At 64.4% G+C, this 13,914-nt stretch carries 2 protein-coding genes; both read right to left on the bottom strand.

Annotated elements, in window-relative coordinates; all coding sequences use genetic code 11:
- Window positions 1-134 precede the first annotated feature (134 nt).
- On the bottom strand, window positions 135-6,569 hold the full coding sequence (locus IEX75_RS16055) for a non-ribosomal peptide synthetase (RefSeq protein WP_188795421.1): 6,435 nt from the start codon (window positions 6,567-6,569) through the stop codon (window positions 135-137).
- A 10-nt stretch (window positions 6,570-6,579) separates the two neighbouring features.
- Window positions 6,580-13,890, bottom strand: coding sequence for a hybrid non-ribosomal peptide synthetase/type I polyketide synthase (locus IEX75_RS16060; RefSeq protein ID WP_229720879.1), 7,311 nt, complete (start codon window positions 13,888-13,890; stop codon window positions 6,580-6,582).
- Window positions 13,891-13,914: the final 24 nt, after the last annotated feature.

Raw genomic sequence — 13,914 nt, forward strand, 5'->3', positions numbered from 1 at the left:
GCGCGACGACGGTGAAAAAGACGTGCCCGGCGCAGCGGCGGCTGGGCGTGCACGCGATCGATCGCCATGCACGCGACGGCCCGCCGGCCGTGGCCCGGATCCTCGTATCGGTTCCCCCCGGACCGATGCTCATGTCAGCGGCGCCCGAACCAATGACCCAGGCGTGAGCCGAGCGTTGCGCGCGGCGGCTCCTTGGCCACACTTTCGGATAATCCTGCCGCCAGCGTTCCGAGCGTGCCGTTGGCGATGTCCAGCAGGTTCAGCGACATGCCGGTCTGGCGTTGTACGCGCGCGGCCATGTCGACCGCCATCAGCGAGTGACCGCCGATGTCGAAGAAGTTGTCGCTGGTGCGAACGCGTGCGATGCCAAGCAGTTCTTTCCACAGGCTGGCAAGCAGCTGCTCATTGGCGGTCTTTGGTTGCGTGGCGCTGTCCTCGATGCTGTCGTCGCCCGATGACTCGGCCGGCAATGGCAGCGCGGCGGTGTCCACCTCGCCGTTGGCCATCAAGGGCAAGGCATCGAGGAACATCAGGTGCTGCGGTACTTCGTGCGCAGGTAGCGCGGCAGCCAGGTCAGCCACCAGCCGGTTGGCATCAAGCGCATGCCCGGGGGCGGCAACGACATAGGCATCGATGTGCGCGCCGCCAAGCTGATTCATGCGCGCTACGGCGACGGCACGACTGACCCAGGGCTGGCTGAGCAGTTCGGCTTCGGTGGTCGCCAGGTCGGCCTCCCGGCCGTGAATGCGCTCACGGCGGTCGGTGCGGCCCATTTCCTGGATGTTGCCGCTCACCAGCCACCGTCCGCGGCGGTGCGTGCGTTGCAAGCGCATGTCCGCCGACATGATGGACGCCGTCACGGCGCCATGGTCATGCGCTGTAGCACGCATGCCGAATGGTTGGCTGAGCGATACGCCGCCAACGTGGATTTCGCCGATGGCACCGATCGGGCAAGGCTGCTGCTGGCCATCGAGAATCCAGACGGCGGTATTTGCGAGTGGCCGGCCACTGTGCAGACTTTCTGCCGGCCGTTCGATGCGACCGCAGGACATCGCCAGTGCACCATCGGCGGAGCCCGATACATTCCAGATGCCGGCGCAGCATTCGGCCAGTTTTACCGCCAGCTCGGGCGTGGGCCGGCCATCGATGCAAACAGTCTTCATGGCCATGCGGCCCGTCCAGTTCGTAGAAAGCATCGACTGCCACGCGTCGGGGGCGGCGAACATCAGGCTTGCCTGATGGTTCTGCGTCAATTTGATCAGGGCTTCGCCATCGCGTGCCTCGCGTTGGCCGGCAAGAATCAATTCGGCACCAAGCGCCATCGGCAGCAGGTTTTCGATGATGGCGTCGCTCGTCGCGGGTGAGGCTGTCGCAAGGATGCGGTCGTCTGCCGACAAGGCGAGCGAATCCTGCAACCCGTGCAACGCATTGGCGATCGCACGATGCGTAAATCCCGCGCCGCAGGGCCGGCCGTCAGCATCGGGCACGTAGGCGACGATCGCGACATGGTCGCCGACGTCTTGCATCGCCAACGCGCTGCGATCGCTCGCGGCACCGATGATCTCGACCGTGTCCGCGTCGAACCACAAGGCTTGCGCGCGTGGCCATTGCAGTGCGCTCTCCAGCGCGCTGTCGCCGACCAGCAGACTGATGCGCGCATCGGCAATGATCTCCTTCAGGCGTGCGGCCGGATCGGTGGCATCCAGCAGCACGCAGACGCTGCCGGCCTTGAGGATTCCCAGCATGCCGGCCAATCGGTTAATCCCGGGCTCCGCGCAAAGCCCGATGACCGTGCCGGTGCTTGCGCCGCGTGCACGCAGGCAATGGGCGATACGGTTGGCGCGTTGCTCGATATCCAGGTAGCGCGTCCCCCAGCTGCCGAAGGTCAGCGCCGTTTTTTCCGGTGCTCGGTCGGCTTGCCGTTCGAACATGGCCGGCACGCTGTTCGGCAGATTCACGGCTACGGACGTTGCGTTCCAGGCCTGCTCCTGCGCCAGCTCGGCATCGCCGATGGCGGTGAGCGAGCTGATGCGTTGCCGCGGGTCCCCGCTGACGCGCGCCATCATGGCCAGGTAGCGATCACGCAGCAGGCGAGCTGTTTCGGCTTGCAGAATGTCGGCGTTATAGGTGACGCCACCGACCATGCCCTTGTTGCTCTCCAGGAACCACAGGCCCAGGTCTTCCGTGGCGCCGCTCTGGAACAGCAGGATTTGTTCGTGCGCCAGCCCGCCCCAGTCGACGATGCGTTGCCGCGCATCCTGGAACGAAAACAGCGCCTGGTAGAGCACCGCGCCACTGCCGGCGCCAACGCGCAACTCCCGTTGCAGGTATTCCAGCGGTACATCCGGATGGCCGAAGCTTTCGATCGCCGCGCATTTGACGTAACGAACGAAATCGATAAACGAAAGCGCCGTATCAACATGGATGTGTAACGGCAACAGATTATTGAAATAACCCATCACCGATTCGACTTCGGTCTGGTTGCGCGCACGCACCGGCGTGCCGACCACCAGATCGCTCTCGCCGGCCATGCCGCTGAGCAATACGTAATACAGCGCCAGCAAGGTCATGTTGAGCGTGGCATCGGCGGCGCGCGCGACGTCGTGCATCGCATCGGTCGCCTGCTTGGGCACACGGATCCATTCGGTACGGCCGATGCCGGACATGCCCGGCCGCCTCGGCTGATCGGTGGGCAAGGCGCGAATGTCCGCCATCTTCGCCAGGCGCTCGCGCCAGTACGCAAGCTGTGTCTGGAACTGCGGCCCCTCCAGCCATTGCGTATGCCAGACGGCGAAATCGCCGTAGCTGACAGGCAGCGGCGCCAGCGGCGATGGCGCGCCTTCCGTGAACGCCCGATACAACGACGACAGTTCGGCATACAGAATGTCGAACGACCAGCCATCCCAGATGATGTGGTGGGGCATGAAGAAAAATACGTGGTCGTCGTCGCCCAGGCGGAACATGCGAGCACTGAACAGCGGCGCCTGGGTGAGATCGAACGGCGTATCGGTAAGCGCCTGCAGGCGCTTCATCAGCTCGGATTCCCGCTCGCTCTCCGCCACGCCGGAAAGGTCTTCGGCGGGGAACAGCGGCACGTCGAGGTAGGCGGCGACGATCTGCTCGACGCCATGGCCATCGCGGCGGAACGCCGTGCGCAAGATCGGTTGGCGCTGTATCAAAGCTTGCAGCGCAAGCTGGAATGCCGCCTCGTCGAGATGACCGCGCAAGCGATGCGCGGAGGGTGCGTTATACGTCACGCGACCGGGTTGCAGTTCTTCCAGCGACCACAAGCGGCTCTGCATCAGCGACAGCGGTGCGCGGCTTTGATCCGCGCGCTGGGCGATGGGTTGTGCGGCAGGCGTAGCCCCGCTGGCTACCTGTGCCTGGATCGCCGCGGCAAGCGCGGCAATTGTCGGTGCATCGAACAAGGTGCGGAACGACAAGGTGATGCCGAACTCGCGGTTCAAGCGGGCGGTGAGCTGCGCTGCCAGCAAGGAATGGCCGCCGAGGGCGAAGAAGTCGTCGCGTACGTCGAGATCCGGCAGCGACAAAACACTTTCCATGGCCGCCGCCACGCGGCGCTCGTCGTCGTTGCGTGGTGCGATGCGCGCCGTTTCCGACGCGACCGAATGTATTTGCGGCGCGGGCAATGCCTTGCGATCGGTCTTGCCGTTCGGCAGCAGTGGGATCGCACTGAGCGGGATGATGTGCTGCGGCAGCATGTAGTCCGGCAGGCGCTGCTTGAGCCGGTCACGCAGCGTCGTTTCGTCGAAATCCGCGTCTTCGCGCAGCACGACGTAAGCGACGAGCCGGACGTCGCCCGGACGGTCCTCGCGTGCCATCACGACGGCGCGGTCGACCTCGGGTACATCGGCAAGCACGGCTTCGATTTCGCCCAGTTCGATGCGATAGCCACGCACCTTCACCTGGAAGTCCAGCCGTCCCAGATGTTCGAGCATGCCGTTGGACAGCCAGCGGCCACGGTCGCCGGTGCGATACATGCGTGCGTCGTTCCGTCCTGCGAACGGGTCGGGCAGGAAACGTTCGGCATCGAGCTCGGGGCGATTCAAATAGCCCAGCGTGACGCCGGCGCCGCCAATGTAGATTTCACCCGGCACGCCCAGCGGGCAGGGCGCGCGTCGCTCGTCCAGGATGTGCACCTGGGTATTGGCGATCGGACGGCCGATGAAAATGCCGGAGCGCGGATGGTCGACCCGCCAATACGTCGAATAGACCGTGGTTTCGGTGGGGCCGTAGCCGTTCCAGACGTCGCTGCAGCGCTGCAGCAGCGCTTCGGCAAGATCGACCGCCAGCGGCTCGCCGCCGGATACGGCGCGAAAACGTTCGCGCCCTTGCCAGCCTGCCTCGATCAGGATGCGCCAGCCGGAAGGGGTGGCCTGCATCATGGTTGCGCCGCTTTGCTCCACCAGCTTGCGCAGGGCGGCGCCGTCGCGGACGTCGTCACGATCGGCAATGACGACCTCGGCGCCAACGCTCAACGGCAGCATCAATTCCATGAAGGCGATATCGAACGACAGCGTCGTGACGGCAACCAGCCGATCATCTTCAGCGATGCCCGGCACGCCTTGCATGCTGGTGAGGAAATTCGATGTCGTGCGATGCGGGACGCGCACGCCCTTGGGCCGTCCGGTCGAGCCGGACGTGAAAATGACATAGGCCACGGAGTCGGGCGTTGCTTCCGAGCCGTCGCGCGGCAAGCGCGTGGCGAAAGCCAATTCGATCTCATGTGCATCGCGCTTCAGTGACAGCACACGCGAAGCAGGGAATTCAAAAGCGGGTGGCGCGATGTCATCGACGATGAGCATGGCCAGGGCAGCATCTTCGGCCATGAACGCCAGGCGGTCGGCGGGAAACTGCGGATCGAGCGGCACATAGCCGGCACCGGCCTTGAGCACGGCGAGTACGGCCGCCAGCATGTCCACCTTGCGCGCCAGCGCAATGCCGACCAGTTTGCCGCGACCGACGCCGCGATCGCGCAGGACCCGCGCGAGCTGATTGGCGCGGGCGTCCAACTGGGCATAGCTCAGCTGCCTTGCGCCATGCCGTACCGCGGCGTTGTGCGGGACGCGGTCAACCTGTTGCTCAAAATAGTCGTGTGCGAGCCTTTGCTCCGGATACGGCGTGCTGGCCGGCTGCAGCGTCGCGATGCCGCGCTGCGCAGCTTCTGACAGCAGGTCGAGTTCCTGCACGGCTGCCTCGGGTGTTGCGACGGCACGGCGCAGCAGGGTTTCGTATGCATCGAGCCAGCACTGGATCGTTTCGCCACGGAACAGGTCGCTGTTGTATTGGCATTCCAATCGCAGGCCATCGCCGACTTGCACCGCATTGACGAATAGCTCGAAATTTTCGAATGCACGCGCGTTTCCGGAGAATTCGAAACGCAGGCCGGGGAAGGAGACGGTACGTTCGTCCAGTGCCTGATCCAGGTTGAACAGCACGCTGACCAACGGTAGCCGGCCTGGATCGCGCGGCATCGCCAATCGCGCAAGCAAGCTGCCGAGCGTGTATTGCCGATGTTCGAATGCATCGAGCAGATCGCCACGACATTGGTCGAGCACGGTGGCGAACGAAGCTTGCGCGTCGATCGCGGTGCGCAATGGCAGCACGTTGACGCAATGGCCGACCAGATGCTGCCGCCCGTCGATCGCTTGTCCGGCGCTGGGAATGCCGACGACCACATCGTCCTGGACGGTCAACCGATGCAGCAGGGCGCTGAAGGCGGCCAGCAGCGTCGCATAGAAGCTCGCGCCGCGCTTCGCTCCCATGCGCTTGATGTCGGCGATCAGGGCGGCATCCAGCGTGCGGTCTTCGCGTTGCGAGGCAAAGCTGCGATGACGGCGGCGCGCGCTGTCGGTGGGAAGATCCAGTGACGGCAATGCGCCACTGAATCGGCTCAGCCAGTACTGCTCGTCGTCGTGGCCGCCATCGGTGTGTGCGCGTGCCGTTTCGGCGACGGCGTAGTCCGTGAAGGCGTCCGCCGGCGTGGGGCCTTCGCCTTGACCCAGCTGTTGCGCGTACAACGCGGCGAGATCACGCACGATCACGCCGAACGACCAGCCATCGCAGACGATGTGGTGCGCCGTAAAGATGAGCAAGTGTTCGTGTGCGCCAAGCTTAAGCAGATGGGCGCGCACCAGCGGGCCGTGCTCCAGATCGAACGGCGTACCGACGGCCAGGTTGAGCGCGGCGGACATTTTTCCGTTGCGTGCGGTTTCATCCAGCCCGGACAGATCGTTGACGACGCAGTCCAGCGCCAGGTGGGTGGCGATGCAAAGCTCGTTGCCGTCTGCGCTTAAGGTGGCACGCAGTGCTTCATGCCGATCGACCACGCCTTGCAGCGCTGCCTGCAGGGCGGCAACGTCCAGCTCGCCGGATAGCCGTATCGACACCGATTCGTTATAGGCGAGCGAGGCTTCCTGCTCGAGTTTCGCGGCCAGCCATATCTCGCGCTGCGATGCCGTCGCGGGCACGACACGCGCGAGTGCGGCATCGGCAAACGGATCGTAGTCGACCGCCGTGGAGATCATGCTCACATCGCTGGCATTCATGGCATGCTCCTCATGCGCTCAGTTTCATGTACTTGCCCGGTGCGTCGGGATTGGGCACGAACCAGGTCGGTTTGCCTTCCTCGTCTTTGCCGAGGCGTGCGCCGGCAACGGGTGGGTTGGCGGCATCCAGCGGACGCGCTTCGGCCTTTTTGCGGCGGGGCAGGAACTCGGCTTCCTGCAGTTCGAGTACGGAATCCTTGAACGCCCTGGCGATCGCAACGAAATCCTCTTCGCCATGTGCGGTGGTGAAAAAGCAGGGGAAGTTGTCGAGGATATGGATGCCGCGGCTGCGCATCATCGCGAACAGCAAATCCTGCAGCGGATGGTCTTCCAGGAAGTTGGTTTTCCATACGGACGCAAAATGAGTCACCTTGATTGGTGCACCCGCGTCTGCGCAGAACGTGTTCAGCTCATCGGCCAGCGATGTGGTACGCGCGTTGAGACGCTCCTGCAAAGCGGCACCCGATGTCTTGAGGTGATCGAGCACCGCATGGGCGGCGGCGAGCGCAAGCGGATGGCGCACGAAGGTGCCGGCGAAATAGGTGACGCCGACCGTCGGAATCGATGCATCGCCGAATTGCCAGCCGCCGCCGTCGAGCGCATCCATGTATTTGCGCTTGCCCGCGATGACGCCGATCGGGAAGCCGCCGCCGACGACCTTGCCATAGGAGGCCAGGTCGGCATCGATGCCGAGCACCGCCTGCGCGCCACGTGGGTGCGAGCGGAAGCCGGTGACGACTTCGTCGAAGATCAGCAAGGCACCGGCGTCGCTGGTGATGGCGCGCAATTCCTGCAGGAACTCGCGCGGCTGGAAATCGGGGCGACGACTCTGCACCGGCTCGACCAGCACGGCGGCAATCGATGCGGCGCGCTCGCGGATGATCGCGAGCGATTCGGGCGTACCGTAGTCGAGCACCAGTACATGCTCGGCGGTGTTGCGCAGAATGCCTGGAGCAGCTGGTACCGAGCGCAGTTTTTTCGTGCCGCGCACGATCACTTCGTCGAAGATGCCGTGATACGAGCCGGTAAAGATCACCAGCGTGTCGCGGCCGGTGACGGTGCGCGCCACGCGCACGGTTCCCATCACCGCTTCGGATCCGGTGTTGCATAGCGCGGCGCGGTCGAATCCGGTGAGCTCGCAGACCTGTTTGGCGACGACGCCGGCCAGCGGATGTTGCGGGCCAATTTCATAGCCCAGGTCGAGCTGTTTGCGCACGGCATCCAGCACGAAATCCGGCTGCCAGCCGAACAGATTCATGCCGAAGCCATTCAGCGCATCGACGTATTCATGGCCGTCCAGATCCCACACCTTCGAACCTTTGGAGCGTTCGATCACGATCTGGTAGATGATTTCCTTCAGCAACGGCCGGAACCCGTTGACCACGCGCGGATCGGCCAGGTGCGGACGATGTTCCTGCGTGTACGCCTTCGATCGGCGCGTGCGCTCGATGTAGCGGCGCATGAAGGCATCCAGGCGAGCGCGCTGGCGACCGGTCAGCTCGGTGGAGCCAGAATGGATGCGTGCGATCGCGCCGAACGCCTTTTTGACGTCGTAGGTCGTATGCGCGAGCGCGGCCTCTTCGTCCGGCGGCGTATCGGCGGCCTGCACGGCCGGCCGCGCCTCAACCGATGGTGGCGGCGGTGCAACGGCTGTGGCCACCGGTGCCGTTGCCGGCGCCGGGTTGCCCGCATGTGCGAGCAAGGCCAATTGCTGCTGCATGATCAGCATCTGCTGCTGGATCACGTCTTGGATCAATCCACCATTCGCGGGTAGGGACATGACGGATACCTGACTGGTCGTGGCGGCAGGTGCGGCGGGCGTCGTGGCGACGGCTGCGTCGGCCGCGGTGGCGACTGCTTCGGCTTCGGGCGGCAACAGCCGGTCGATATGCTGGGCAAGGCTTCCGAACGAGGAATGCGATTCCATCAATTCGCGGAAGGTGATCTTCAGCGCAAAGGTTTTCTGCAGCTGCAAGGCCACCTGGGTCAGCGACAGGGAATCGAGGCCGAGTTCGACGAAATGCGTGCTCGGGTCCACACCGTCGAATTCGGTGCCGGCAACGTCTTCGAACAGTGCGCTGAGTTGGGCGATCAGGCGCGTCGCGCGTGTGGATGTAGTCGACGGGGCAGGGGCCATGGTGGCCTCCGGAATGAGGTTGAGAGGTGTGGTAGCCGTCGCGGCGAATTCGGATCGCACGGGAAGCGTGATGACGTTCGATACCACTGCTGCGGGCGGTGCATTGGAAGCGCTTGGTGCATCGATCCAATGGCGCTTGCGCTCGAATGGATACGTCGGCAGCCGCACGCGCTGCTTGCGCTGCCGGTGATCCAGTTGGCCGACCGATATGTCGACACCGTATGACCAGCATTGGCCGACCGCATCGAGCCACGCGGCGCGTTCGTTCGACGGGCTGTCCGCCAACGAGGCCAGCACCACTCTGCCGCGGCTTTGCGAATGCTGGCGTGCCAGCAGGCTGAGGGTGGTGCGTGGCCCCACTTCGAGAAACGCGTATTGCGGTTCGGCCAGCAGGCTTTGCAATGCCGTCGAAAAGCGCACGGTGCCGCGCAGATGCCGTGTCCAGTATTCCGCGGATGTCGCTTCGTCGTCGCTCAGCATGCCGCCGGTCAACGTCGACGCAATCGGTATGCGTGGCGCTGCCAGGGCGATCTTCTCGACTTCCTGCCGGAAGGGCGCCAGCGCAGGGTCCATCATGACGGAATGGAACGCGTGCGACGTGTGCAACAGCCGGCAAGCGACACCGGCTTGTTCGAGTTCCGCCTGGAATGCCTGGATAAGCGGTGCTTCGCCCGACACCACGCAGGCATTGGGTGCATTTTCGGCCGCGAGCGATAACGTGGACGGAAGGCGCGCCGTCAGTTGTGCGGCATCCATGCGAACGGACAGCATCGAGCCGGCCGGCAGCGCCTGCATCAGGCGTCCACGCCGGGCGATCAGGCGTGCGCCATCCGCAAGGCTCATCACGCCGGCGATCACTGCCGCGACGAACTCACCCACGCTGTGGCCGATCATGGCCACGGGCGTCACGCCATAATTCATCCACAGGCGCGCAAGCGCATATTCCATTGCAAAGATGGCCGGCTGGGTGAGGCTGGTTGCACGTAGCGCATCGGCATCATCCGCAAACAGCCGCTCGCGCAAGTCGAAGCCGAGCTCATCGCGAAGGATTGCTGCGCATTCGTCGAGCGCTGCGCCGAAGGCGGGTTCGGTTTCATACAGCCTGCGTCCCATGCCGGCGTATTGCGAGCCCTGGCCGGGGAACGTGAAGACGATGCCTGGCGAGGGATTGAGCGCAGTCTTTGTAGACGATGACGTTGCCGGTTCCTGCAACCGTTTCGCGGCATCGTCAACGCTGTCGGCAACGAGGTGGATGCGATGCGCAAAGACCTTTCGCCCCTTGCATAGGGTCAAGGCGATATCGGCGAGTTGAGCGCCCGGTTGCCGTGAGAGGTGTCCGCCCAGCTGCGCTACCGCATGGCCGAGCGCGACATCGCTGCGCGCGGAAAGCAGCAACAGCTGCGGGCCATCGGCCACATCGGAGGGTTCACGTTGCGGCGGCTCCTCAAGCACCACGTGCGCGTTCGTACCGCCGACGCCAAAGGAACTCACGCCCGCGCGCAGCGGGCCGCCGTCAAACGTCCAGGCGCGCAAGCGGTCATTGACGAAAAATGGCGAGTTGGCGAGATCGAGTTTCGGGTTGCTGGCATGAAAGTGCAGCGACGGCGGCAGGCGCCGTTCGGCCAAAGACAGCGCCGTCTTGATCACGCCGGCCGCGCCGGCCGCCATGACGAGATGGCCTACGTTGCTTTTGACCGAACCGATCGCGCAGACGCCACGCTCGTTCGTGCTTTGGCGAAATACCTGGGTCAATCCCTCGATCTCGATGGGATCGCCCAGCGGCGTGGCGGTGCCGTGGGTTTCCACGTAGGAAATCGAATCAGCCTGCACACCGGCGTTATCCAGCGCCATCGTTATCACGGCGGCTTGTCCTGCACTGCTGGGTGCGGTGAAGCTCGCCTTGGTGCCGCCATCGTTGTTCACTGCGGCACCGCGAATCACGGCATAGATCGGATCGCCGTCCTGCAGCGCGTCGGAGAGCCGTTTCAACAACACGACGGCAGCGCCGTCACTGAATACCGTGCCGCGCGCATCGGCATCGAAGCTGCGCGTATGCCCATCGGGCGACAGCATCGAGCCTTCCTGCGAGACGTAGCCGCTGCGCGGCGGGCATGCGATGGACGAGCCGCCGGCAAGCGCCATGTCGCAGTGGCCGGCGCGCAAGGCGTCGAACGCCTGGCAAAGTGCGACCAGCGAGGTCGAGCATGCGGTATTCATGCTGATCGCCGGACCGGTAAGGTTGAGTTTGTGTGCGATGCGTGTGGCGAGATAATCCTTTTCGTTGGCCAGCATCACCTGGAACGCGCCGAGCTTGTCGACCAGGTCCGGCCGCGTGCTGATGTGGCGCTGGAAATAGCTGGCGTTATGCATGCCGCCGAAGACACCCACCGGCACGTCATGCTCGTCCGGCACGTAGCCGCCGCGTTCCAGGCATTCCCAGCACAGCTCGAGGAAGACCCGCTGCTGCGGATCCATCAGCTCTGCTTCGCGCGGTGACATGCCGAAAAAGGCGGCGTCGAAGTTTTCCACGCCGTCGATGACACCGCGTGCGGCGACGTAGGCCGGGTCTCTACGCTGTTCGGCCGGGATGCTCGGATCGAGTTCGTCCGCACCGAAAAAGGTGATCGACTCGCGGCCGGCGCAGAGATTGTCCCAGAACGTCTCGACGTCGTTCGCGCCGGGGAAGCGGCCTGCCATCGCGATGATGGCGACGGGTTCGGCGGTCGTGGGGGAGCGATGATGGGAAAGACGCGAGGCCAGTGCGGCACGTGCGTCGCCATGGTCGATCATCGCAGCGAGTGCGGCGGGCGTGGGCGCGCCGAAGAAGGCGGCGATGGTGGGCACGCTCGATGCCAGTTCGCCATGCATGTGCGTCACCGTGCGCACGGCCAGCAGCGAATTTCCGCCAAGATCGAAGAAGTGATCGTTGCGGCCGACTTGATCCAGGCCGAGCGCGTCGGCGAACAGTTCGCAAATCCGCTGTTCGGTTTTTCCGATCGCGGGCACGTAGACACCGGCCAGCTCGGGACGGCGATTATCCGGCGCGGGCAGGGCGCGGCGATCGAGTTTTCCATTGGCCGTGACGGGCAGCGCATCCATCGCGATGTAGATGGCAGGCACCATGAAGTCCGGCAGCGTGTGCGCCAATTGATCGCGCAACGCACGGGCGCCCAGCGATGCATCATCGGCAACGTAATAGGCTACCAATCGCTTCTGGCCTGGCCGATCTTCGCGGACCAGCACGGCGCATGCGCGCAGGCCAGGGTGGCGTTGCAGGGCCGCCTCGATTTCGCCGATCTCGATCCGGTAGCCGCGAATTTTGATCTGGCCATCGGCCCTGCCGACGAACTCGACCACGCCATCCGGCAACCAGCGCACGAGATCGCCGGTGCGGTACAGGCGCTCACCGTCGGCGCCAAACGGATGCGCAACGAAGCGCTCGGCGGTCAATTCGGCGCGCGCCAGGTAGCCACGCGCCAGGCCGGCGCCGCCGATATACAACTCGCCGATCACGCCGGTGGGCACCGGTTCGCCGTGGCTGTTCAATACATACAGCGTGGTGTCGGCGATCGGGCGGCCGATCGGAATCGAGCGCTCATGCGTGTCGATGTCGCGTGGAATGCGATACGTTGCTGCAAACGTCGTGCATTCGGTCGGGCCGTAGCCGTTGATGATGGTGATGCCGGGCAATGCGGCATAGGCCTTGCGCACGTGCGCGACCGACAGCGCTTCGCCACCGATCAGCAGTTGCTGGAGGCCGCGCAGTTTCTGCGCATTGTCATCGACGATCGCATTGAACAGCGCCGCCGTCAGCCATGCGATGCGCGCGCCGTGGCGCTCGATCGTATCTTCCAGTCCGCAGCCGGTGGGAATGCGTTCGCCATGCACAATGCAGGTGCCGCCATTGAGCAAGGCACCCCATATTTCCAGCGTCGACGCGTCGAAGCCGAGTGGTGCGGCGTGCAAGAGGCGGGGCTGGCTGCCGAGGTCGATATACGTGACGTCGCGCACCAGACGGATGATGGATCGATGCATGATCTCGACGCCTTTCGGCGTGCCGGTGGAACCGGACGTATACATCACGTAGGCGAGGGCGCTTCCATCAACAGAAGGCGGTTGATACGTCGATGCATCGCGTTCCAATGATTCGAGTTGCACAACCGGCAGCTGGATACCTGGCAATGCCGGAACATCGGCACCGGCAATCATCAGCGCGGCGCGCGCATCGTTGATCACAAAGACGAGGCGCTCCGCCGGATAGCTCGGGTCCAGCGGAAGATAGGCTGCGCCGGCTTTGAGAATGCCCAGGATGGCGATCAGCGCTTCCGGTGAACGTTCGAGCATGAGTGCGACCGGTGCGCCGGGTTGGACGCCTGCGGCCATCAGGCCCGCTGCGACGCGATCGGAGCGCACATCGAGCTCGGCGTAGGAAAGCGTGAGATCAGGCGATTCGATGGCCGGCGACGTGGCGTGCTGACGGGCTTGTTGCTTGAACAAGTCATGCACGGTGTCGGCCGCGCGGCGCGATACGGCGGTGGCGTTCCATTCGATCAGCATGCGATGGCGTTCGTCTGGATCGCAGACGTCGAACGACGACAAATCGGTATCGGCGCTCGCACACAACCATGCAAGGGCACGCATGACGCCGGCAAACAGCAAATCGATCGCGGCAATACTGAGCGGCGCGCGGAACGCCACTTCGATCCGTGCCGTGGATGTTTGCACGCTCCAGTAGCTGTCGGTGGTGCCGGCCGAGGCATCGCATGCATGCGCAGCGTCGGGCGAAGGAAGATCGTCGCTGACAACCCACGTGGTACGGCTGCTGTTCGGCGCGGCCTTGCCGAGCGATAAACAGAATGCTTCCAGCCACGCATCGCGCCCACCGGCGCGCGGCACGTCGACCGACCACTGCCTCGAAACGTCCCCATCGGCATGGCTGGCTGCAACGGCCTGCGCGCCGGTGAGCTTCGATTCGACCAGCGTCAAGGCGGCACAAAGCATGGCCGTGACACGCACGCCGTGTCGCTGCGCGGTGTCTTGGAGTGCGGTGACCAGAGATGCATCGGGCGCGCCTTCGCTGCGCGTCCAGCCGGTTGCGCAAACGCCGGTTTGGGCTGGCAGCACGTCGCATAGCATGCTGCCTTCAGCCGTATCGTCCTGGGGCCTGGCTACGCCTATGTTCATGAGGTTTCCGTCCTCCCCGCAGAT

Source organism: Dyella nitratireducens (assembly GCF_014642835.1).
GTDB classification, from domain to species: Bacteria; Pseudomonadota; Gammaproteobacteria; order Xanthomonadales; family Rhodanobacteraceae; genus Dyella_B; species Dyella_B nitratireducens.